The sequence below is a fragment of the Streptomyces sp. NPDC048172 genome, assembly GCF_043202595.1.
GTDB lineage: Bacteria > Actinomycetota > Actinomycetes > Streptomycetales > Streptomycetaceae > Streptomyces.
Genome location: NZ_JBIDAT010000004.1, coordinates 444,594 through 466,627 on the forward strand (window position 1 = coordinate 444,594; position 22,034 = coordinate 466,627).

Annotated in this window: 18 protein-coding genes; 2 read left to right on the forward strand and 16 right to left on the reverse strand. The window is 71.6% G+C overall.

The window, feature by feature from the left end:
* Positions 1–30: 30 nt before the first annotated feature.
* Positions 31–972: an RluA family pseudouridine synthase gene (locus ACGF3A_RS19785; protein WP_393731490.1), complete on the reverse strand. Its 942-nt coding sequence runs from the start codon at positions 970–972 to the stop codon at positions 31–33.
* A gap of 200 nt (positions 973–1,172) precedes the next feature.
* Here ACGF3A_RS19785 and ACGF3A_RS19790 point away from each other — a divergent pair, with 200 nt between their 5' ends.
* Positions 1,173–2,411, forward strand: coding sequence for a peptidase M6 (locus ACGF3A_RS19790; RefSeq protein ID WP_393731492.1), 1,239 nt, complete (start codon positions 1,173–1,175; stop codon positions 2,409–2,411).
* A 6-nt stretch (positions 2,412–2,417) separates the two neighbouring features.
* Here the strand turns inward: ACGF3A_RS19790 and lspA are convergent, their stop codons facing one another.
* Positions 2,418–2,975, reverse strand: a complete 558-nt coding sequence (gene lspA / locus ACGF3A_RS19795; RefSeq protein ID WP_393731494.1) for a signal peptidase II — start codon at positions 2,973–2,975, stop codon at positions 2,418–2,420.
* A gap of 34 nt (positions 2,976–3,009) precedes the next feature.
* A complete protein-coding gene (locus ACGF3A_RS19800) occupies positions 3,010–3,810 on the reverse strand; it encodes a TraR/DksA family transcriptional regulator (protein WP_393731496.1) in 801 nt (266 codons plus the stop codon).
* A gap of 457 nt (positions 3,811–4,267) precedes the next feature.
* On the opposite strand from ACGF3A_RS19800, the gene ileS reads away from it, so the two are divergent.
* On the forward strand, positions 4,268–7,387 hold the full coding sequence (ileS, locus tag ACGF3A_RS19805; protein ID WP_393731498.1) for an isoleucine--tRNA ligase: 3,120 nt from the start codon (positions 4,268–4,270) through the stop codon (positions 7,385–7,387).
* Positions 7,388–7,469: 82 nt separating this feature from the next.
* Here ileS and ACGF3A_RS19810 read toward each other — a convergent pair whose 3' ends face one another.
* The 13 genes from ACGF3A_RS19810 to ACGF3A_RS19870 form a co-directional block, all read right to left on the reverse strand.
* Positions 7,470–8,708 carry a DivIVA domain-containing protein gene (locus ACGF3A_RS19810; protein WP_393731501.1) on the reverse strand — a complete coding sequence of 413 codons (1,239 nt, stop codon included), beginning with the start codon at positions 8,706–8,708 and terminating at the stop codon, positions 7,470–7,472.
* Between the two features lie 52 nt (positions 8,709–8,760).
* A complete protein-coding gene (locus ACGF3A_RS19815) occupies positions 8,761–9,045 on the reverse strand; it encodes a YggT family protein (RefSeq protein WP_393731503.1) in 285 nt (94 codons plus the stop codon).
* A 65-nt stretch (positions 9,046–9,110) separates the two neighbouring features.
* Entirely contained in the window at positions 9,111–9,758 is a 648-nt protein-coding gene (locus ACGF3A_RS19820; RefSeq protein ID WP_344529048.1) for a cell division protein SepF, read from the reverse strand.
* 137 nt (positions 9,759–9,895) lie between these two features.
* Positions 9,896–10,615 (reverse strand): YggS family pyridoxal phosphate-dependent enzyme, encoded by a 720-nt coding sequence (locus tag ACGF3A_RS19825; protein ID WP_393731506.1) that lies wholly within the window; start codon positions 10,613–10,615, stop codon positions 9,896–9,898.
* Between the two features lie 3 nt (positions 10,616–10,618).
* Positions 10,619–11,350: a peptidoglycan editing factor PgeF gene (gene pgeF / locus ACGF3A_RS19830; protein ID WP_393731508.1), complete on the reverse strand. Its 732-nt coding sequence runs from the start codon at positions 11,348–11,350 to the stop codon at positions 10,619–10,621.
* Positions 11,347–12,603, reverse strand: a complete 1,257-nt coding sequence (gene ftsZ, locus ACGF3A_RS19835) for a cell division protein FtsZ (protein WP_393731509.1) — start codon at positions 12,601–12,603, stop codon at positions 11,347–11,349. The genes pgeF and ftsZ overlap by 4 nt, the downstream gene beginning before the upstream one ends.
* A 307-nt stretch (positions 12,604–12,910) precedes the next feature.
* Positions 12,911–13,756 (reverse strand): cell division protein FtsQ/DivIB, encoded by an 846-nt coding sequence (locus tag ACGF3A_RS19840; RefSeq protein WP_393731510.1) that lies wholly within the window; start codon positions 13,754–13,756, stop codon positions 12,911–12,913.
* Between the two features lie 62 nt (positions 13,757–13,818).
* Positions 13,819–14,913, reverse strand: coding sequence for an undecaprenyldiphospho-muramoylpentapeptide beta-N-acetylglucosaminyltransferase (gene murG / locus ACGF3A_RS19845; protein WP_393731511.1), 1,095 nt, complete (start codon positions 14,911–14,913; stop codon positions 13,819–13,821).
* Between the two features lie 6 nt (positions 14,914–14,919).
* A complete protein-coding gene (gene ftsW / locus ACGF3A_RS19850; protein WP_393731512.1) occupies positions 14,920–16,296 on the reverse strand; it encodes a putative lipid II flippase FtsW in 1,377 nt (458 codons plus the stop codon).
* A 52-nt stretch (positions 16,297–16,348) separates the two neighbouring features.
* Positions 16,349–17,794, reverse strand: a complete 1,446-nt coding sequence (murD, locus tag ACGF3A_RS19855; RefSeq protein WP_393731513.1) for a UDP-N-acetylmuramoyl-L-alanine--D-glutamate ligase — start codon at positions 17,792–17,794, stop codon at positions 16,349–16,351.
* On the reverse strand, positions 17,791–18,855 hold the full coding sequence (gene mraY, locus ACGF3A_RS19860) for a phospho-N-acetylmuramoyl-pentapeptide-transferase (RefSeq protein WP_393731514.1): 1,065 nt from the start codon (positions 18,853–18,855) through the stop codon (positions 17,791–17,793). The genes murD and mraY overlap by 4 nt, the downstream gene beginning before the upstream one ends.
* Positions 18,852–20,258: a UDP-N-acetylmuramoyl-tripeptide--D-alanyl-D-alanine ligase gene (gene murF, locus ACGF3A_RS19865; RefSeq protein WP_393731515.1), complete on the reverse strand. Its 1,407-nt coding sequence runs from the start codon at positions 20,256–20,258 to the stop codon at positions 18,852–18,854. Before murF ends, mraY begins: the two co-directional genes overlap by 4 nt.
* Positions 20,255–22,024, reverse strand: a complete 1,770-nt coding sequence (locus ACGF3A_RS19870) for a UDP-N-acetylmuramoyl-L-alanyl-D-glutamate--2,6-diaminopimelate ligase (RefSeq protein WP_393731516.1) — start codon at positions 22,022–22,024, stop codon at positions 20,255–20,257. The genes murF and ACGF3A_RS19870 overlap by 4 nt, the downstream gene beginning before the upstream one ends.
* Positions 22,025–22,034 lie beyond the last annotated feature (10 nt).

The following is a 22,034-nucleotide window of genomic DNA, read 5'->3' on the forward strand; positions in this document are numbered from 1 at the left end:
TCCCTTCCCTGTCTCTTCCCTGTCCCTCTCCTACGCGCTCTCGGCCCGCACCCTGTCCAGCGCCCGCTGCAGGTCCTCGGGGTACTCGCTCTCGTACTCGACCCAGCGGCCGTCGGCGGGGTGCTCGAAGCCGAGCCGCATCGCGTGCAGCCACTGGCGCTCCAGCCGGAGCCGCTTGGCCAGGGTCGGGTCGGCGCCGTACGTCAGGTCGCCGACGCAGGGGTGGCGGTGCGCGGCCATGTGGACGCGGATCTGGTGCGTACGCCCCGTCTCCAGCTTGATGTCGAGCAGGCTCGCGGCGCGGAACGCCTCGATCAGGTCGTAGTGCGTCACCGAGGGCTTGCCCTCGGCGGTGACCGCCCACTTGTAGTCGTGGGTGGGGTGGCGGCCGATGGGCGCGTCGATGGTGCCGCTGAGCGGGTCGGGGTGGCCCTGGACCATCGCGTGGTACCGCTTGTCGACGGTCCGCTCGCGGAACTGCTGCTTGAGCAGGGTGTAGGCCCGCTCGGACTTGGCGACGACCATCAGCCCCGACGTGCCGACGTCGAGCCGGTGCACGATGCCCTGGCGCTCGGCGGCGCCGGACGTCGTGATCGTGAACCCGGCGGCGGCGAGCCCGCCGATCACGGTCGGCCCGGTCCAGCCGGGGCTCGGGTGGGCCGCGACCCCGACGGGCTTGACGATCACGACGATGTCCTCGTCGTCGTGGGCGATCTCCATCCCCTCGACCGGCTCGGCGACGACCCGCACGGGCTGCGGCGCACCGGGCATCTCGACCTCCAGCCACGCACCGCCCTGCACCCGGTCGGACTTCCCGGCCGGTGCGCCGTCCAGCAGCACCTTGCCGTCCGCGGCCAGCTCGGCGGCCTTCGTACGCGAAAAACCGAACATCCGGGCGAGCGCGGCATCCACGCGCTCGCCTTCGAGGCCGTCCGGTACGGGCAGGGTGCGTGTTTCAGGAAGCGTGCTCACCTGATCGAGTATGCCGGACGCGCCCGGTCCGCCCTCACCCGCGCGGCCCTACGCCGGGCCGCCCCGGGCCGCCCCGGGCCGCCCCCGGGCCTCCCTCCCGCCTCACCCGCCTGGCACGCGCCGGAATGCGACGGCGCCCGCTCCCCAGGACGGTGGCTCGCAGAGCCGGACTCCGACCCGGCCTCCGAGGGGAGCGCGTCATGACCTCGCGCAACGTGCACCGCTGGGGGCGTCACCGCGGGCGCCAGCGATCGATGGGCAGAACCGCGCTGACCGTGACCACGGCCCTGGCGACGGCGGGCCTCGCGCTGACCCCGGTGAGCACGGCGACGCCCTCGGCGACGGCCGAGGCCTGCGCCCTGGAGGCGCCCCGCGGCACCGGCGAGAGCCCCGTACGCCCCGGCTTCGTCCGCCCCCACGGCGTGAAGCGGGCCCTGATGCTCATGGTCGACTTCAGCGATCTCCCCGCCGTCACCCCGGCCCGGGACCGTGCCGCGTTCTTCTCCCGCTACGGCGACGCCTACCTCAAGCGCGCCTCGTACGGGAAGTACCGCCTCCGCCTCTCCCCCACGCCGCGCTGGATACGGATGCCGCGCCCCTGGTCCTCGTACGGCATAGCGCGCGGCGTCCCCGTCCCCCTGATGCGGCGGTACGTGCAGGAGGCCCTCGACGCGGCCCGCGCCCAGGGCGTCCGCGTCGGCGGGGCCGACCTGGTCTACGTGGTCGCCGACGCGAACGTCCCCGCGGCCCCGACCGTCTCCCAGGCCCACACCTTCCCCGCCCTGCGCTCGGGCCCGGCCCGCGTCAGCTCGGCCGCGCTGGTCTTCGGCCGCGAGGGCGACTCCGCGCTCTGGCAGCGCGGCAACTTCGTCCACGAGGCCAACCACCTCTACGGCCTGCCCGACCTCTACAACGTCCGCAGGGGCGCCTCGGTCGAGTACGCGGGCGGCTGGGACACCATGAGCATGGCGGGCATCTCGGACCTGCTGGGCTGGCACAAGTGGAAGTTCGGCTGGATCCCCTCGCACCGCGTCGGCTGCGTGACGTCCCCCGGCACGACGGAACACGTCCTTCCGCCCATCGGCTCCCCCGGCGCGCGCCTCGCCGTCGTCCGTACGGGCCGCCACACGGCCGTCGTCGCCGAGACCCGCACCCGCGAGGGCCTCGACGCGGACATCTGCGCCGAGGGCGTCCTGCTCTACACGGTCGACTCACGCGTCCCCACGGGCCAGGGCCCGGTCCGCGTCGTCGACGCCCACCCCCGCAGCGGCGGCGGCCCGGACTGCGCGGACCGCCTCCCCACGGAGCTGGCCGAACTCTCCGACGCCCCGTTCCGCCCCGGCGAGAGCCACACCTTCCCGAACGGCGTCCGCGCGGACATCACCCGCACCCTCACCGGCGACCAGGCGGTCACCTTCAAGGTCCCGCCCAGGAACTGACCTCAGTCAGTCCCGGTGCACGGTCCCATCAGGGTCCAGCCCACGGAACGACAGCAGCACGATCAGAATGCCCCCGCACACGATCGCCGAGTCCGCCAGGTTGAAGACGGCGAAGTGCGTCGGAGCGATGAAGTCGACCACCGCGCCCTGGAAGACGCCCGGCGAGCGGAAGATGCGGTCGACCAGGTTGCCGCAGGCGCCGCCCAGGAGGAGGCCCAGGGCGATGGCCCACGGCGTGCTGTAGAGCTTGCGGGCGATGCGGGCGATCACGACGACCACGGCCGCCGCGATGGCCGTCAGCAGAATGGTCAGCGCCTCGCCGATGCCGAACGCCGCTCCGGGGTTCCGGATCACGTTGAGCCGCAGCAGGGAGCCCACGACCTCGATCGGCTCGTGGTTCTCCAGCTTGGCGACCACGACCAGTTTGCTGATCAGGTCCAGCACGAAGGCGAGCCCGGCCACCGACACGAGCACGGCGATACGCCGCTTCTTGCCCGGCGCCGCCTCGGATTGACCTTCGGTGCCCTCGTCCGGCGTCTCGATGGGCCGCTCCACCTCTGTCACGTGTTGAGGGTACGACACACGCGTACGAGCGCGTTCAGCGGCGTTCCTGCTTCTGCTTGCACTCCACGCACAGAGTGGCCCGGGGGAATGCCTGCATCCTGGCCTTTCCGATGGCTTTGCCACAGTTCTCGCAGAGGCCGTACGTCCCCGCGTCGAGCCGTTCGAGGGCGCGCTCGGTCTGGTAGAGCATCTCGCGCGCGTTGGCGGCGAGCGCCATCTCGTGCTCGCGCGTGATGTTCTTGGTGCCGGTGTCGGCGTCGTCGTCCCCCGCGCCGTCCCCGGAGTCCCGCATGAGACCGGTCAGCGCCTCCTCCGAGGCGGCGATCTCCGCGCGCAGCCGCTCGGACTCGCTGCGCAGGCCGTCGCGCGCCTCCGTGACCTCCTCAGGAGTCCAGGGGTCCTCGCCGGGACGTACAGCCAGCTCGCCGGGGGACGCCGCGTCCGCCGCACGCGCGGAGGGCACCGTCTCGTCCTTCGTCGCCGCCGGAGTCTTCTTCGCAGCCACCGTCTTGGCTCCCGTCGTCTGATCTGCGGCCTCGGCACTCTGCTCGGCGGGGGCCGCCTTGGCCGCCGATGCGGTCTTCTTCACCGGAGCGGCGGCCTTACCGGCCGCCGTCGCCCTGCGTGGTGCCGCCTCCCCTCCCGGTGAAGCCTTCTTCGCGGCGGCCTTCTTCGCCACCGCTTTCTTGGCCACGCTCTTCTTGGCCGCCGTCTTCTTCGCCGCCGTCTTCGTGGCCGCCGCCTTCTTCGTCGCGGCCTTCTTCGCGGGTGCGGCCTTGTGTGAGGTCTTCTTCGCTGCTGCCGTCTTCTTCGCGGCGGAGTCTCTCGCCACCATGACCGCGGCCCCTTCACATTTTGTGATCTTGCTCGCGAAACGTGACCGGAACGATAAATCGACTTCAAGCGCACGGCAACGGGGCACGCCGGTCTGCAAGCGTTGTGCCCCGCCCGGCGGCCCGAAAACCGCTCGGCCGCCGCCCGCGCGGGCCCGTACACTGGGGGTGGCGAAAGGCGATGAAGGGGACGAGTAGCGTCCGTATGCGGCCAGGAGCGACCCGGGGACGGTGAGAGCCCGGGGGCGAGCGCGACGTGAAGATCACCCCGGAGCCGCCGGAAGAAAGCTCCCCGGAGCGAGTAGACCCGGCAGCGTCACTCCCAATGAGGGGGCAGTGGGCGGACCGCCGTTTCCGCTGCCAAGGAGGGTGGTACCGCGGGCCGCCGCCGGACTCCGGCAGGCGCTCGTCCTTCCGACGGAAGACGAACAGACGTGTCCGCCGGAGGAAGCCCCGACGATGCAATACAACCAGGTGCCCGCCCAGGTCGACCTGCCAGCGCTGGAGCGCGCGGTGCTCGACTTCTGGAGCGAGAGCAAGGTCTTCGCCCGCAGCCTCGAACAGTCCGAGGGCCGCCCCGAGTGGGTGTTCTACGAAGGCCCGCCGACGGCCAACGGGATGCCCGGCGCCCACCACATCGAGGCCCGCGTCTTCAAGGACGTCTTCCCGCGCTTCCGCACCATGCGGGGCTACCACGTCGCGCGCAAGGCGGGCTGGGACTGCCACGGCCTCCCGGTCGAGCTGGCCGTCGAGAAGGAGCTCGGCTTCAGCGGCAAGCAGGACATCGAGAACTACGGCATCGCGGAGTTCAACGCGAAGTGCCGCGAGTCGGTGACCCGCCACACGGACGCCTTCTCCGAGCTCACGACCCGCATGGGCTACTGGGTCGACATGGACGACGCCTACCGGACGATGAACCCCGAGTACATCGAGTCGGTCTGGTGGTCGCTCAAGGAGATCTTCAAGAAGGGCCTCCTCGTCCAGTCCCACCGCGTCGCGCCCTGGTGCCCCCGCTGCGGCACCGGCCTCTCCGACCACGAGCTGGCGCAGGGGTACGAGACGGTCGTCGACCCGTCCGTCTACGTCCGCATGCCCCTGACCTCCGGCCCGCTCGCGGGCGAGGCCGACCTCATGATCTGGACGACCACCCCCTGGACCCTGGTCGCCAACCTCGCGGTCGCCGCGCACCCCGACGTGACGTACGTGGTCGCGACCGACGGCACCGACAGGATCGTCGTCGCCGAGCCCCTGGTCGAGCAGGCCCTCGGCGAGGGCTGGCACGCCACGGACCAGCGCTTCACCGGCGCCGAGATGAAGGGGTGGACGTACCAGCGCCCGTTCGACCTCGTCGACATCCCCGGCGCCCACTTCGTCGTCAACGACACGTACGTGACGACCGAGGACGGCACCGGCATGGTGCACCTCGCGCCCTTCGGTGAGGACGACTTCCGGGTGGCGAGGGACAACGGGATCACGCCGGTCGTCCCCGTCCGCCCCGACGGCACCTTCGACCCGGACCTGCCCCTCGTCGGCGGCACCTTCTTCAAGAAGGCCGACGAGGACCTCGTCGCCGACATGGACGCGCGCGGCATCCTCTTCCGCCACGTCGCCTACGAGCACAGCTACCCGCACTGCTGGCGCTGCCACACGGCCCTCATCTACTACCCGCAGCCGTCCTGGTACATCCGTACGACCCAGATCAAGGAGGCCCTCCTCAGGGAGAACGAGGCCACCAACTGGTTCCCGGACTCCGTCAAGCACGGCCGCTTCGGCGACTGGCTGAACAACAACGTCGACTGGGCCCTGAGCCGCAACCGCTACTGGGGCACCCCGCTGCCCATCTGGCGCTGCGAGGACGGACACCTCACCTGCGTCGGCTCCCTGGCCGAGCTCAGCGAGCTCACCGGCACCGACCAGTCGGCCCTGGACCCCCACCGTCCGTACATCGACGCGGTCACCTTCGGCTGCCCCGAGCCGGGCTGCGCCCTGGAGGCGAACCGCGTCCCCGAGGTCATCGACGCCTGGTACGACTCGGGCTCGATGCCCTTCGCCCAGTGGGGATACCCGTACAAGAACAAGGAGCTCTTCGAGAAGCGCTACCCGGCGCAGTTCATCTCGGAGGCCATCGACCAGACCCGCGGCTGGTTCTACACGCTGATGGCCGTCGGCACGCTCGTCTTCGACAAGTCGTCCTACGAGAACGTGGTCTGCCTCGGCCACATCCTCGCCGAGGACGGCCGCAAGATGTCCAAGCACCTGGGCAACACCCTGGAGCCCATCCCGCTCATGGACCAGCACGGCGCCGACGCGGTGCGCTGGTTCATGGCCGCCGGCGGCTCGCCCTGGGCCGCGCGCCGCGTCGGCCACGGCACCATCCAGGAGGTCGTCCGCAAGACCCTGCTGACGTACTGGAACACGGTCGCCTTCCAGGCGCTCTACGCCCGTACGTCCGGCTGGGCCCCCTCCGAGGCCGACCCCGCGCCGAACAAGCGCCCGCTGCTGGACCGCTGGCTGCTGAGCGAACTGCACGCCCTGGTCGACCAGGTCACCATGGCCATGGACGGGTACGACACGCAGCGCGCCGGCAAGCTGCTCTCCACCTTCGTCGACGACCTCTCGAACTGGTACGTGCGCCGGTCCCGTCGCCGCTTCTGGCAGGGCGACCCGGCCGCGCTCCGCACCCTGCACGAGGTCGTCGTGACGGTCACCAAGCTGATGGCGCCGATCACCCCGTTCATCACCGAGCGGGTCTGGCAGGACCTGGTCGTCCCCGTCACGCCGGGCGCCCCGGACTCGGTGCACCTCGCGGAGTGGCCGGAGGCCGACCTCGGGAAGATCGACCCGGAGCTGTCCCAGGACATGCTGCTGGTCCGCCGCCTGGTCGAGCTGGGCCGCGCCACCCGCGCCGAGTCCGGCGTCAAGACCCGCCAGCCGCTCTCCCGCGCGCTGGTCGCGGCCCAGGGCTTCGAGACCCTCTCCCCCGAGATGCGCGACCAGGTCGCCGAGGAGCTGAACGTCTCGCAGCTCGCCTCCCTGGCCGAGGTCAGCGGCTCCCTGGTCGACACCACCGCGAAGGGCAACTTCCGCGCACTGGGCCGCCGCTTCGGCAAGGAGACCCAGGCGGTGGCCAAGGCCATCGCGGAGGCCGACGCCGCCGCCCTCTCCATCGCGCTGCGCGAGGGCCACGCCACGGTGGACGTCGGCAGCGAGGCGGTGGCCCTCTCCCCGGAGGAGGTCATCATCACCGAGACCCCGCGCGAGGGCTGGTCGGTCGCCTCCGACTCGGGCGCGACGGTCGCCCTGGACCTGGAGATCACCCCGGAGCTGCGCCGCGCGGGCCTGGCCCGTGACGCGATCCGCCTCATCCAGGAGGCCCGGAAGAACTCGGGCCTGGACGTCGCCGACCGTATCTCCCTGCGCTGGCGGTCCACAGACGAGGACGTCACCCAAGCCCTCACGGACCACGCCGCGCTCATCGCGGAAGAGGTCCTGGCCACGGCGTACGAGGAAGGGGACCCGGAGACCCCCGCCTTCGAGGACGAGGCCCTGTCGCTGACCTTCAGCCTGAAGAAGGCGTAGCACGGCACACGGAACGGGCCGGGCCCGAGAGCAGAGGAACTGCTCTCGGGCCCGGCCCGAACTGCTGTGACCTAGGGGACGATCAGCTGTCGTCCTCGTCGATCAGGAAGCCCCGCATCGGCGACGGCGCCTGCTGCGCCGGAGCCGGGCCGCCCTGCGGCCGCACGGGAGCCATCGGCTGCGTCATCGCGGGCTGCATCTGCTGCTGCCCGCCGTACGACTGCCCGGCACCGCCCTGGGTGTGCGGGCCCGCGGCACCGGCGGGACCGCCCATGGAGTGGTTGTTGCCCATGGACTGGTGGCCGCCCATCGAGCCGCCACCGCTCGTCGCCGCACCCGCGGGGGCGGGCGCCGCGGCACCGGCCGGGGCCATCGACGGCGCGGGGGACGGCGGCAGCGAGGCCGTCGCCGGGGTCCGCGGCGGGGCCAGCGAGTCGTCGGCCTGGTTCTCCAGCTGGCGCAGCTGGCTCTCCAGGTACGACTTCAGCCGCGTGCGGTACTCGCGCTCGAAGCCGCGCAGGTCCTCGACCTTGCGCTCCAGCGTGGCGCGCGCGGACTCCAGGGAGCCCATCGCCACGCGGTGCTTCTCCTGCGCGTCCCGCTCCAGCGCGTCCGCCTTGGCGCGGGCGTCCCGCTCCAGGCCCTCGGCGCGGCTGCGCGCCTCACCGACGATCTTGTTGGCCTCGGAACGGGCCTCCGCGATCGCCTGGTCGGCGGTCTGCTGCGCCAGCGACAGCACGCGCGCGGCACTGTCGTTGTTCTGACCGGGCATCTGCGGCTGCGGCTGCTGGGGCTGCGGCGGCTGAGCCTGCTGCGGGCCGGGACCACCGGGGCCGCCGGGGCCCATCGGGCCACCCTGCGGACCGGGGCCGCCCGGGCCCATCGGACCGCCCTGCGGGCCGGGGCCACCGGGACCACCGGGGCCGCCAGGTCCACCGGGACCGGCGGGAAGCGCGGGCTGCCCACCGGGAAGCTGCGGCGGACCGCCCATGGGACCGCCCTGCGGGTGCTGCGGGGGCGGGCCCTGCTGACCGGGCGGCACCGGCTGCGGACCGGATATGGCGGCGGGCACAGGGGCCCCGCCTGGGCGCTGATCCTGAGGTTCAGGAGGCTTCCGCATCCCGCCCTGCTGCTGGTTCTGCGCGGCGGCACGCGTGGCGGCCGCGAGCTTCGCCCGCAGGTCCTCGTTCTCGCGCAACAGGCGGGTCAGTTCGGCCTCGACCTCGTCGAGGAAGGCATCGACCTCGTCCTCGTCATAGCCTTCTCGGAGCCGGACGGTCGTGAACTGCTTGTTCCGCACGTCCTCGGGGGTCAGTGGCATCTCTTCACCTCAACGTAAGTCATCGGCATATCGGCAAGACCATATGAATCGCTCACACCCCGGACACCACTTGGAGCAGGATGTAGACGATGATCATGAGCACGAAGAAGGACAGGTCGAGCGCCACGCCCCCGAAGCGCAGCGGCGGGATGAACCGCCGCAGGAGCTTGAGTGGCGGATCAGTGACAGTGTAGGTGGCCTCCAGAACGACCACCATCGCCTTGCCGGGTTGCCATGAGCGGGCGAACTGGAAGACGTAGTCCATCACCAGCCGGAAGATCAGCACGAGCAGGAAGCAGTACAGCGCGATTTGGACCACGTCCAATGCGGTTCTCATCTACGCGTCCCTCTCCCCTGGGTCCTCGTACCGGCCTCGCGGCCCGTTCCCTTGATCCTGTCGTCTCAGCTCTGGTTGAAGAACCCGCCCTCTGCGATGCGGGCCTTGTCCTCCGCCGTCACGTCGACGTTAGCAGGAGACAGCAGGAACACCTTCTGCGTCACCCGCTCAATACTTCCGTGCAATCCGAAGACCAAACCGGCCGCAAAGTCGACAAGTCGCTTCGCGTCCGTGTCGTCCATCTCCGTCAAGTTCATGATCACCGGGGTGCCCTCACGGAAGTGTTCCCCGATGGTACGGGCCTCGTTGTAGGTCCGGGGGTGGAGCGTGGTGATCCGGTACGGCTCTCGCTCGGACACGACCTTGGGCATGATCACCGGCGCGCTCTTCTCCAGGTTCTGTCGTTCAGGTGTGATGGATGCCACCGGGGCGATCCTCCCGGATCGTCCGCTTTCGCCGACGACCGCCGGGGGCGGCGTCTGCTCACGCTCCCGCTGGGCGGGAGGATTCACGACCCGCGCGGGCTCCGCGGGTTCGTGGGGGTCCGTCTTCTGCAAGGAATGATGTGACTGCTCGGGCTGGTACCGCCGACGGTCCCGTTCGGGCTCGGGCTCGGGTTCGAACTCGTCGTCGGGGTCGAAGCCCCGGCCGTCGTACCCATCGTCCTCCACGAGGCCGAGGTAGACCGCCATCTTGCGCATCGCGCCGGCCATTCTCTGCGTCCTCCGCTCTGTGGTGGATCGGCTCCGTCACCTGCACCGGTGGCCTAGGATCCACGCAGTCCCTCCGCTCAGATTTTCCTGGCGGAAATGACCATATTTTGTGCTGTGGTCCGACTTGCTTGGCGACGTTACCCGAGGCGGGGTCGGTCTCCGAGCACCGCGCTGCCGACGCGCACATGTGTCGCACCGGCTTGCACCGCCTCTTCGAGATCCGAGCTCATTCCTGCCGAGACCATGTTCGCAGCAGGATGCGCGGCTCGCAGGCGGGTTGAGATTTCCCTCAGTCGTGCGAACGCCTGACCGGGCTCGCCCGCATAAGGCCCGGCCAGAGGTGCGACCGTCATCACACCGTCGAGCCGGAGCCCTTCGGCCGCGGCCACCGCGTCCGCCAGATCCGGCACCACTCCGGGGGCCGCACCGCCCCGCGCCCCGACGTCCCCTGACTCCACGTCGAACGCCACCTGGACCAGGCACCCGAGCTCGCGCCCGTCCCGCGCGGCCGCCGTCGAGAGCGCCGTGACCAGCCGGGGCCGGTCGACAGAGTGCACGAAGTCGGCGTAACCGGCAACGGAACGGGCCTTGTTGGTCTGCAGCTGTCCGACGAAGTGCCACTTCAGCGGCAGATCCGCGCAGGCCGCGGCCTTGGGCGCCGCGTCCTGGTCACGGTTCTCCGCAACGTGCCGCACCCCCAGCTCCGCCAGCAGCCGTACGTCGCTCGCCGGGTACGTCTTGGTCACGACGACCAGAGTGACGTCCTCCCGCTTACGCCCCGCCGCGACACAAGCGCTCTCGATGCGCTCCTCCACCCGGGCGAGATTCTCCGCGAGTTCCGCCTTCCGCGCCGACATGGCTCACTCCACCCCGATCCAGACATAACTCGCGAGCCGCCCTGTCCCCCGGTCCCTCCGGTAGGAGAAGTGGTCACCCGATTCCAGGGTGCACACGGACGACTGTTCCCATGCTGTGACACCCGACCGGGCCAACTGCGCGCGCACTCCGGCGGCGATGTCGAGGGCCGGAGTCCCCCACCGCGTCGTCGCGTACGCCTCGGGAACGGCCGCGGCCACCTCCTCGCGCATGGCCTCCGGCACCTCGTAGCACCGTCCGCAGACCGCGGGTCCCGTACGGGCGACCATCCGCGCGGGCTCGGCACCGAGCCCCCTCATCGCCTCGACCGTCTCCCCGACCACGCCCGCGAGCAGCCCCGGGCGCCCCGCGTGCGCGGCACCGGCGACTCCGGCGACCGGGTCGGCCAGCAGCACGGGCGTGCAGTCCGCGGTGAGCACCGCGAGCGCGAGACCCCGGCGGGCGGTCGCCACCCCGTCGACGGACGGGGGCTCCTCGCCGGACGGCGCGTCCACGACGGCCACGTCACGCCCGTGCACCTGACGCATCCAGACCACCTCGTCGGGGGACAGCCCCAGGGTCTTGGCCGCCAGCGCGCGATTGGTCCGTACGGCCTCGGGGTCGTCGCCGACCGCGTCGCCGAGATTGAGGGCCTCATACGGAGCGGCGCTCACCCCACCCCACCTGTCGGTGAAAGCGAAGTGCGCGCCGCTGACCGTCTCCTGCGTGCCTATCACTTCAAGAAGTCCGGCACATCCAGCTCTTCCGCCTGGCTGTCCTGGTACGAACGCGGCGGCGGCGGGACGCGCGGCGAGTCCTCCGGCGGCGGGGGTACCTCGCTCACCGGCGCGGGCTCGCTGCGCCGCGGCGACTCCTCCTCGCGCGGGGTGACGGTGCCGATGCCGCTGAACGAGGAGGAGCGCTCGGGCTCCGGCTCGGGAGCGGCCGGCTCCTCCTTGTACGAGGGCGCGGGCGCCGGTGCCGCCGACGAGGTCGAGGGAGCGCTCGAACCGAGCGCCTTCTCGCCCTTCTTCGACGGCGGCTGGCCCCCGTCGAAGCCCGCGGCGATGACGGTCACCCGGACCTCGTCGCCGAGCGCGTCGTCGATGACGGCGCCGAAGATGATGTTGGCCTCGGGGTGCGCGGCCTCGCTCACGAGCTGCGCGGCCTCGTTGATCTCGAACAGACCGAGGTCCGAGCCGCCGGAGATCGAGAGCAGCACGCCGCGGGCGCCGTCGATGGACGCCTCCAGCAGCGGCGAGGAGATCGCCATCTCGGCCGCCGCCACCGCGCGGTCGTCGCCGCGCGCCGAGCCGATGCCCATGAGGGCCGAGCCCGCCTCGGACATCACGGACTTGACGTCGGCGAAGTCGAGGTTGATGAGGCCGGGGGTGGTGATGAGGTCGGTGATGCCCTGGACGCCGGACAGCAGCACCTGGTCCGCGGACTTGAACGCGTCGAGCACGCTCACCTGGCGGTCCGAGATGGAGAGCAGCCGGTCGTTCGGAATGACGATCAGGGTGTCGACCTCGTCGCGCAGCCCCGCGATGCCGTCCTCCGCCTGGTTCGCGCGGCGGCGGCCCTCGAAGGTGAACGGGCGGGTGACGACGCCGATCGTCAGGGCGCCGAGCGAACGCGCGATGTTGGCGACGACGGGCGCGCCGCCGGTGCCGGTCCCGCCGCCCTCGCCCGCGGTCACGAAGACCATGTCGGCCCCCTTGAGGACCTCCTCGATCTCCTCGCGATGGTCCTCGGCGGCCTTGCGCCCCACGTCGGGGTTGGCGCCGGCGCCGAGGCCGCGCGTGAGCTCCCTGCCCACGTCGAGCTTGACGTCGGCGTCGCTCATCAACAGGGCTTGCGCGTCGGTGTTGATCGCGATGAACTCGACGCCCTTGAGACCGACCTCGATCATCCGGTTGATGGCATTAACGCCACCGCCGCCGATTCCGACGACCTTGATGACTGCGAGGTAGTTCTGCGGTGCTGCCACGTCGAAGGCCTCTCGCCTCGAGTTACGTATCCCTGTGGGGCGGTTCGAACGCCGACCCGAACCCTAAGCGTGAAGTTTAGGGTTACCAGTGCCTGTCTTACTTGGACTCTCCGGAACGGACACTAAGTCGACAAGTGGTGGGTGTTCAACGAACACGCCGAACCTCCCGTTTTTCTTTTCACCCTATGTGATCAGGCCGGGCGGTAGCCATCCAGGGTGCTGGCCTGCGGCTACGCCCGTCAACTGACACGGCCTATGACTTCGCGCTTACCAGCCACTTCGCCGAACGGGCCTGCGACTGCCGCCGTCAACTCCCCGAGGCCGCCGGAGCGCTGGGGACGCTGACGTCGAAGTGTGACTCGTCCTCGGCCGCTTTCATGAGTGCCGTAAGCGACTTGGCCTTGGCCTTGCCGCGCTCCGCGCTGCCCCACAGGACCGTCCGGTCGTGGGAGAGCTCAAGGGTGATGGAGTCGTACGAGCTGACCCGGACCGTGCGGGTGGCGCGGTGCAGGGATTCCGGGAGAGCCGCCGCCGCCCGTACCGCCTCGCGGCGCAGGCGGGCCGCGCCGAAGTGGCGCAGGCTCGCGGAGCGCTCGGCTTCCAGCTCAAGAAGTGGAACTCCCTTCGGGGGCCTGCCCACTGTGGCGAATCGCACGCCTTCGGCGTCCACTTCGACGTATTTTCCGGCGCTTTTCATCAGCAGTTCCGGACGGCGTTCGGTCACTTTGAGCCCGATTCCGTCCGGCCACGACCGTACGACATCGACGCGGCCCACACGCGGCAACGCGGCGCTGACCCGGTGGGCGATCGCGGTCTTGTCGACGGTGGCGAGCGGCGCGCCCTCCGGGACGGCGGCGGCGCGGGTGATCTCGGCCTTGCCGAGTTTTTGGTTTCCGCTGACCGAAACATGTCCGACCCGCAGCCAGGGCGAGCCGTAGAGGGCGTAGACGGCGAAGGCGCCGAGCAGGACCACCAGGACGAGTGTCACCACAAGGGTGCGCCTGCCCGGCACCCGCATCCGGGGTCTCAGGCGGGAGCGCGTGGGCCGGTCCCCGCCGGAACCGGAACCGGAGGGGTCCGGGGACGGCCGGGCCCGCGCGCGCTCGTGCGCGCGCCGGTCGGCGGTCTTCGTCGGTCCGGACGGTCCGGCCACGCGCACCCCTGCCTCTTCGCCACTTCTCCGGTCGCTCCCGCCGCTGCCGCGCCGGGCCGCGCTCAGCCCTGGCGACGCGCCGCGAGCGCCTCGTACACCATTCCGACCAGCAGCTCGTCGGCGTTGGGGCGGCCGAACTCGGCCGCCGCGCACGACATGTCGTACAGCCGCTGGGGGTCGGCGAGGACCGGGAGCACGTTGCCCTGGATCCACTCCGGCGTCAGCTCGGCGTCGTCGACGAGCAGTCCGCCGCCGGCCTTGACGAGCGGCTGGGCGTTCAGCCGCTGTTCGCCGTTGCCGATCGGCAGCGGGACGTAGGCGGCGGGCAGCCCGACGGCCGACAGCTCCGCGACGGTCATCGCGCCCGCGCGGCAGAGCATCATGTCCGCCGCGGCGTACGCGAGGTCCATACGGTCCACATACGGTACCGGCACATAGGGCGGCATTCCGGGCATCTGCTGCACCTGCGGCAGTTCGTTCTTCGGCCCGACCGCGTGCAGCACCTGGATCCCGGCGCGCTGGAGGTGCGGGACGGCCTGCTGCACGACCTCGTTCAGCCTGCGGGCGCCCTGGGAGCCGCCGGAGACGAGGAGGGTCGGCAGGTTCTGCGCGAGGCCGAAGGAGGCGCGGGCCTCCGGGCGCGCCCCGGCGCGGTCCAGCGTGGCGATGGCGCGGCGCAGCGGGATGCCGATGTAGCGCGCGCCGCGCAGCTTGCTGTCGGGGGTCGAGACGGCGACCGCGTACGCGTACCGCGAGCCGATCTTGTTGGCGAGGCCCGGGCGGGCGTTGGCCTCGTGGACGACGATGGGGACGCCGAGGCGCTTGGCGGCCAGGTACGCCGGCAGCGCCACGTACCCGCCGAAGCCGACCACGCAGTCCGCCTTGGTGCGCTCCAGGATCTGCTCGGTGGCCTTGATGGTGCCGCGCAGCCGTCCCGGCACGGTGATCAGCTCGGGGGTCGGCTTGCGGGGCAGCGGCACGGCCGGGATCAGCTCCAGCTGATAGCCACGCTCGGGGACGAGGCGCGTCTCAAGTCCGCGCTCCGTGCCCAGGGCCGTGATCCCCACGGTCGGGTCCTGCCTGCGCAGGGCGTCCGCGAGGGCGAGCGCGGGCTCGATGTGGCCGGCGGTCCCCCCACCGGCGAGTACGACGTGCACTCTGATTCACCGCTCTCCGGACGGCCGCCGTTCGGGGCGCCGTCTCATCGTCTTCCTTCTCCCTGCCAGCCCTCCCCGCAGCAGGCGCTGCCCCAGGGCGGGCTGCCGCACGGCCAGTGCCGCACGAGCCGCCGGGTCGCTGCGCGCGAAGGCGATCAGCAGTCCGACGGCGAACATCGTCGGCAGCAGGGCGGATCCTCCGTAGGAGAACAGCGGGAGCGGGACACCGGCGATCGGCAGCAGACCGAGCACCGCACCGACATTGATCACGGCCTGGGCCGTGATCCAGGTGGTCACGCCTCCCGCGGCATACCTCACGAACGGATCCTCCGTACGTCCGGCCACGCGGATACCCGCATAGCCTAGAGCCGCGAAGAGAGTGAGCACCGACAGCGTCCCCGCCAGACCGAGTTCCTCCCCAGTCACGGCGAAGATGAAGTCGGTGTGCGGTTCGGGCAGTTGACCCCATTTTTCCACACTCGCGCCGAGGCCCGAACCGAACCAGCCGCCCGATGCCAGGGCGTAGATCCCGTGGACCGCCTGCCAGCACTGGTCGTTGGCCCCCGGGTCGGTCGCGCCGATGCAGCCGAGGCGGGACATGCGGTTGGGGTTGGATGTGATGAGGAACGCACCGGCGGTGGCGGCGGCGGCCAGCACGCCGGTGAAGAGCCGGGTGGGAGCGCCCGCGAGCCACAGCAGGCCGAAGAGGACGGCCGTGAGGATGATGGCCGTGCCCATGTCGCCGCCGAGCATGATGAGCCCGAGGAGCAGCAGGGCCATCGGGACGAGCGGGACCAGCAGGTGCTTCCACTGGGTCAGCATGTTCTTGTCGCTCTTACGGGCGAGCAGGTCGGCGCCCCACAGGACGAGCGCGAGCTTGGCGAACTCGCTGGGCTGGAGCTGGAAGGGGCCGCCCAGATAGATCCAGTTCTGGTTCCCGTTCACCTCGCGCCCTATCCCCGGCACCTGCACCAGGCACATCAGGAACACGGAGACGGCGAGCAGCGGATACGCCAGGGCCCGGTGCAGCTTCAGCGGCATCCGGGACGCGGCGAGCAGCAGCAGGGTGCCCAGCACGGCGGCGACGAGCTGCTTGCGGAAGAAGTACGTGGACGCCAGGCCCGACTGGAGCGCCTCGATCTGCGAGGCGGAGAAGACCATCACCAGGCCGAGCGCGGTGATGAGCAGGCTGCCGCCCAGGATCAGGTAGTACGCCGTCAGGGGGCGGTCCCAGGTGCGCTTCGCGCGGGCGTAGAACCGCGAGAGTCCCAGGGCCGTGCTTCCGCCGCCCCGGGACGGGCGCGGGCGGCGCGGCGGGCGCACGGGTGCGGGCTGTCCCGTCCCGCGCCGCGCCGTGGGCGGCTTGGCGGATCGCGCCGTCATCCGTGTCCCTCCGTCTCACCCGCGCCTCGGTCCACGGGGACGGACCTGCGGGTTATGTCTCGCTCGCCAGTGCCCGTACCGCCTCGGCGAACGCGTCGCCGCGTGCGTTGTAGTTGACGAACATGTCCATCGACGCGCACGCGGGGGCCAGCAGTACGGTATCCCCCGGCTGTGACAGGGACGCCGCCTCGCGGACCGCCGCCGCCATCGCCCCAGTGTCCGTGCGCTCCAGGTCGACCACGGGCACATCCGGGGCGTGTCGCGCGAGGGCTTCGGCGATGAGCTGCCGGTCGGCGCCCAGCAGCACGGCGGCGCGCAGCCGGGGCGCGGCGCCCGTGACCAGCTCGTCGAAGGTGGCGCCCTTGGCGAGGCCGCCCGCGATCCATACGACCGATGCGTAGGCCGCGAGGGAGGCCTCGGTGGCATGGGTGTTGGTGGCCTTGGAGTCGTCCACGTACGCGACGCCGCCGGCGTCGGCGACATGGGTCATCCGGTGCGCGTCGGGGCGGAAGGCGCGCAGCCCGTCGCGCACGGCCGCGGGCGCGACCCCGTACGCGCGGGCGAGCGCCGCCGCGGCGAGCGCGTTGGCGACGTTGTGCGGCGCCGGGGGCGTGACGTCGGAGACCTCGGCGAGCTCCTGGGCCTGCGTCTGCCGGTCGTCCACGAACGCGCGGTCGACGAGGATGCCGTCGACGACCCCGAGTTGGGAGGGGGCCGGGGCGGCGAGGGTGAAGCCGATGGCGCGGGCGCCCTCGACGACGTCGGCCTCGCGGACGAGTCGCTCGGTGACGGGGTCGGCGACGTTGTAGACGCAGGCGACCTCGTTGCCCTCGTAGATGCGGCCCTTGTCGGCGGCGTACGCCTCCATCGAGCCGTGCCAGTCGAGGTGGTCGGGGGCCAGGTTCAGCACGGCCGCCGAGTGCGGGCGCAGGCTGGGCGCCCAGTGGAGCTGGTAGCTGGAGAGCTCGACGGCCAGGACGTCCAGCCCGTCGTACGGCTCGCGCTCCAGGGCGACGTCGACGAGCGAGACGCCGATGTTGCCGACGGCCGCTGTACGGAGCCCGGCGGCGCGCAGGATGCTGGCGAGCATCTGGACGGTGGTCGTCTTGCCGTTGGTGCCGGTGACCGCGAGCCAGGGCGGGCTGTCGGGCCCGCGCAGCCGCCACGCCAGCTCGACGTCGCCCCATACGGGCACGCCCGCGTCGGCGGCGGCGAGGAAGAGCGGGCTGTCGGGCTTGAAGCCGGGCGTGGTGACGACGAGGTCGGTGCCCTCGGGGAGCGTACGGTCGTCGCCGAGGCGGACCGCGGCGCCGAGCTCCTCCAGCTCGGCGGCCTGGCGGCGCGGCCCGTCGCCGTCGCCGCCGTTGACGGCCGTGACCCGGGCGCCGAGGCGGAGCAGGGCCTTGGCCGCCGGGAGGCCGCTGACGCCGAGCCCGGCGACCGTGACGTGCTTGCCGTCGAGCTGCTCGGTGAGGTCCTTGAATCCCTGGGTGCTCAATTGCTCGCCGCCCAGCCCGCGTAGAAGATGCCGACGCCGACGATCGCGCACATGCCCTGGATGATCCAGAACCGGACCACCACAAGGACTTCCGACCACCCCTTGATCTCGAAGTGGTGCTGGAGTGGCGCCATCTTGAAGACGCGCTTGCCGGTGAGCCGGAAGGAGCCGACCTGGATGACCACGGACATGGTGATCAGGACGAAGAGGCCGCCGAGGACCGCGAGCAGCAGCTCGGTCCGGGAGCAGATGGCGAGGCCCGCCAGGGCGCCGCCGAGGGCGAGGGAGCCGGTGTCGCCCATGAAGACCTTGGCCGGCGAGGTGTTCCACCACAGGAAGCCGAAGCAGGCGCCCATCAGGGCCGCCGCGACGACCGCGAGATCGAGGGGATCTCGTACCTCGTAGCAGCCGGGACCGGCCGAGGCGGGGTTGGCGCAGGACTCCTGGTACTCCCACACGCCGATGAAGGTGTACGCGCCGAAGACCATCACCGAGGCGCCGGTGGCGAGACCGTCGAGGCCGTCGGTGAGGTTCACGCCGTTCGACATCGCGAGGATCATGAACAGCGCCCAGACCACGAAGATGACGGGCGGCAGCGCCCAGCCGAAGTCCTGGGTGAAGGAGAGCTTGGTGGAGGCCGGGGTGAGCTGGCGGGCGTCCTCGAAGTTGAGCGCGAGGACCGCGAAGGCGATGCCGACGATGAGCTGGCCGGCCATCTTCGCCTTGGCGCGCAGGCCGAGGCTGCGCTGCTTGACGATCTTGATGTAGTCGTCGAGGAAGCCGACCAGGCCCATCCCCGCGAAGAGGAAGAGCACCAGCACGCCGGAGAACGTCGGCTCGCTGCCGGTGATCAGCTTGGTCAGCGCGTACGCGATGATCGTCGCGAGGATGAAGGCGATGCCGCCCATCGTGGGCGTACCGCGCTTGCTGTGGTGGTCGCGGGGGCCGTCGTCGCGGATGAACTGGCCGTAGCCCTTCTTGGCCAGCAGCTTGATCAGCAGCGGGGTCCCGACCAGGGACAGGAAGAGGCCGATGGCCCCGGAGAAGAGGATCTGCCTCATCGGGCGGCGGCCCCTTCGTGAGCGAGCAGCGCCTCGGCGACGCTCTCCAGGCCGACCGAACGGGAAGCCTTCACCAATACGACATCCCCCGCGCGCAGTTCCCCGCGCAACAGGTCGACGGCCGCCTCAGCGTCGGACACGTGCACCGACTCCTCACCCCACGAACCCTCGTTCTTGGCGCCCATGTCGAGCCAGGCGGCCTCCTGGCCGCCCACCGCCACGAGCTTGCTGACGTTGAGCCGGACGGCGAGCCGTCCGATCGCGTCGTGCTCGGCGAGCGCTTCGTCGCCCAGCTCGGCCATCTCGCCCAGCACCGCCCACGTCCGACGACCGCTGCCCATGGCGGCCAGCGCGCGGAGCGCGGCCCGCATGGAGTCGGGATTGGCGTTGTAGGCGTCGTTGACGACCGTGACGCCGTCGGCGCGCTCGGTGACCTCCATCCGCCAACGGGAGAGCGTGCCCGCCTCGGACAGCGCGGTGGCGATGTCCCCGGCGGGCATGCCCAGTTCGTGGGCGACGGCCGCCGCGGCGAGCGCGTTCGACACGTGGTGCTCACCGTACAGCCGCATGGTCACGTCACCGCACCCGGTGGGGGTGTGGAGGGTGAAGGCGGGTGTGCCGCGCTCGGTGAGCCGTACGTTCTCTGCCCGTACGTCCGCATCCGCGTCCTCGCCGAAGAGCGTGACGCGGGCGCGGGTGCGGGGTGCCATGGCGCGGACGAGCGGATCGTCGGCGTTGAGCACCGCGATTCCGCCATCTTCCGCCGTCGGCAGGACCTCCACGAGCTCGCCCTTGGCCTCGGCGATCTGCTCCCGGCCGCCGAACTCCCCGATGTGCGCGGTGCCCACGTTGAGCACGACGCCGATACGGGGTGGGGTGAGCTCGGCGAGGTAGCGGATGTGGCCGATGCCGCGGGCGCCCATCTCCAGCACCAGATGGCGGGTGTCCGCGTCGGCGCGGAGCGCGGTGAGCGGCAGCCCGATCTCGTTGTTGAAGGATCCGGGGGGCCACACCGTGGGCCCGATCCGCTCCAGCAGCTGGGCGATCAGGTCCTTGGTGCTGGTCTTGCCGCTGGATCCGGTGAGGGCGACGACCCGGGTGCCCAGCTGCCCGACCGTATGGCGGGCGAGGGCGCCGAGCGCCGCGGTGACGTCGTCGACGACGATCGAGGGGACGCCGACGGGGCGGGTGGCGAGCACGGCGGTGGCTCCGGACTCCACGGCGCCGCGCGCGAAGTCGTGGCCGTCGACGCGCTCTCCGGCGAAGGCCGCGAAGAGGCTGCCGGGGCCCACCTGGCGGGAGTCGATCACCACGGGCCCGGTGATCCGCGCTTCCGGGTCCGTTATGTCGTGCTGCCGTCCGCCGGTGAGGGCGGCGATCTCTGCGAGGGAGAGGGGGATCATCGGTTCTGGTTGTCTGTCCGGTGAGGTGTCGGAGCTGCGGGACTGGGCTGTGCGGTCGGAGTGGACTGCGAGGTCTGCGGGGACTGCGGAGCTTCCGCGGCGCGCCGCAGGATGGCGCGGCGCAGCACGTCGTGGTCGTCGAACGGGCGGACGACGCCCGCGATGTTCTGGCCCGTCTCGTGCCCCTTGCCGAGGACGAGAACGGCGTCGCCGGGCTCGGCGCGGGCCACGGCGGCCTCGATGGCCGCGGCCCGCTCCTCCTCGACGAGCACCGTGCCGCGCTCGTACGCGGGCACCTCGGCGGCGCCCGCGAGCATCGTCGCGAGGATCGCGAGGGGGTCCTCGGAGCGGGGGTTGTCGGAGGTGAGCACCGCCGTGTCGGAGAGGCGGGCGAGGGCCGAGCCCATCGCGGGCCGCTTGTGCGGGTCGCGGTCGCCGCCGCAGCCGAGGACGGCGTGCACCCGGCCCTCGGTGACCTTGCGGATCGCGTAGAGCACGGACTCGACGGCGTCGGGCTTGTGCGCGTAGTCGACGACGGCCAGGTAGTCCTGCCCGGCGTCCACGCGCTCCAGGCGGCCGGGGACGCCCGGGACGGCGCCGACGCCCTCGGCGGCCGTACGCGCGTCGATCCCGGCGGCGACGAGGGCGGTGATCGCGGCGAGCGTGTTCGCGACGTTGAACGGGCCGGGGAGCGGCGCGTGCGCCGGTACGGACTCGCCCTCGGGGCCCACGGCGGTGAACGTCGAGCCGAGCGGGCCCAGCTCGACGTCCTCGGCGCGCCAGTCGGCGTCGGGGTGGCCCTCGGCGGAGAACGTGGTGACCGGGACCTCGGACTCGGTGATCAGCCGGTGGCCGTACTCGTCGTCGAAGTTCACCACCGCGGCGCGGGAGCGGGCCCGGGTGAAGAGCTGCCGCTTGGCCTGGAAGTAGTCCTCCATGTCCGGGTGGAAGTCGAGGTGCTCGGGGCTGAGGTTGTTGAACACCGCGATGTCGAACACGCAGCCGTCCACCCGGCCCAGGACCAGCGCGTGGCTGGAGACCTCCATGGCGACCGAGCTGACGCCGCGCTCGCGCATCACCGCGAACAGCGCCTGGAGGTCGGTGGCCTCGGGCGTGGTGCGCTCGGACTTGATGCGCTCGTCGCCGATGCGGGACTCGACGGTGCCGATCAGGCCCGTCAGCCCGCCGTCCTTCTCGGCCGCCTGCCGCAGGCCGCCCTCGATGAGGTACGCCGTGGTGGTCTTGCCGGAGGTGCCGGTGATGCCGATCTGGAGCAGGTCGGCGCCCGGCTCCCCGTACACCGCGGCGGCCAGCTCGCCCATCCGGCCGCGGGGGTCGGGGACCGTCAGCACCGGCAGCCCGGTGGCGGCGGCGCGCTCGGTGCCGCCCGGGTCGGTGAGGACGGCGACGGCGCCGAGGCTCTGGGCCTGCGCCACGAAGTCCGCGCCGTGCAGGCGCGCGCCGGGCAGCGCGGCGTAGATGTCGCCGGGCCGCACCGCGCGGGAGTCGTGCGTGATGCCGGTGGCGGTTCCTTCGGCCCCGCTGTCTTCGGCGAGCACGGCGTCCAGCCGTCGGGCCAGCTCCGCGAGCGGTACGGGCCGGACCCGGGTGGGCCGGGGCGGCCCCGGAAAGGACTCGGAGGAGGTCTGATCAGCTTGTGGCACGGCGGTGAGCGTACCGGGCGGGGCCGCCGCGCCGCGAAGCGAGGGGCCGGGCGCGGACGGAGCGGCCTGGGGGTTGCACGGATTGTCAGTGATCGTTCTCACGCGGTTCTCA

Bases quoted from the DNA above. Each gene is read 5' to 3' on its own strand.
- ACGF3A_RS19790 (WP_393731492.1), top strand. From the start codon at position 1,173: ATGACCTCGCGCAACGTGCACCGCTGGGGGCGTCACCGCGGGCGCCAG.
- ACGF3A_RS19800 (WP_393731496.1), bottom strand. From the start codon at position 3,810: ATGGTGGCGAGAGACTCCGCCGCGAAGAAGACGGCAGCAGCGAAGAAG.
- ileS (WP_393731498.1), top strand. From the start codon at position 4,268: ATGCAATACAACCAGGTGCCCGCCCAGGTCGACCTGCCAGCGCTGGAG.
- ACGF3A_RS19810 (WP_393731501.1), bottom strand. From the start codon at position 8,708: ATGCCACTGACCCCCGAGGACGTGCGGAACAAGCAGTTCACGACCGTC.
- ACGF3A_RS19815 (WP_393731503.1), bottom strand. From the start codon at position 9,045: ATGAGAACCGCATTGGACGTGGTCCAAATCGCGCTGTACTGCTTCCTG.
- ACGF3A_RS19820 (WP_344529048.1), bottom strand. From the start codon at position 9,758: ATGGCCGGCGCGATGCGCAAGATGGCGGTCTACCTCGGCCTCGTGGAG.
- ACGF3A_RS19825 (WP_393731506.1), bottom strand. From the start codon at position 10,615: ATGTCGGCGCGGAAGGCGGAACTCGCGGAGAATCTCGCCCGGGTGGAG.
- ftsW (WP_393731512.1), bottom strand. From the start codon at position 16,296: ATGACGGCGCGATCCGCCAAGCCGCCCACGGCGCGGCGCGGGACGGGA.
- mraY (WP_393731514.1), bottom strand. From the start codon at position 18,855: ATGAGGCAGATCCTCTTCTCCGGGGCCATCGGCCTCTTCCTGTCCCTG.
- murF (WP_393731515.1), bottom strand. From the start codon at position 20,258: ATGATCCCCCTCTCCCTCGCAGAGATCGCCGCCCTCACCGGCGGACGG.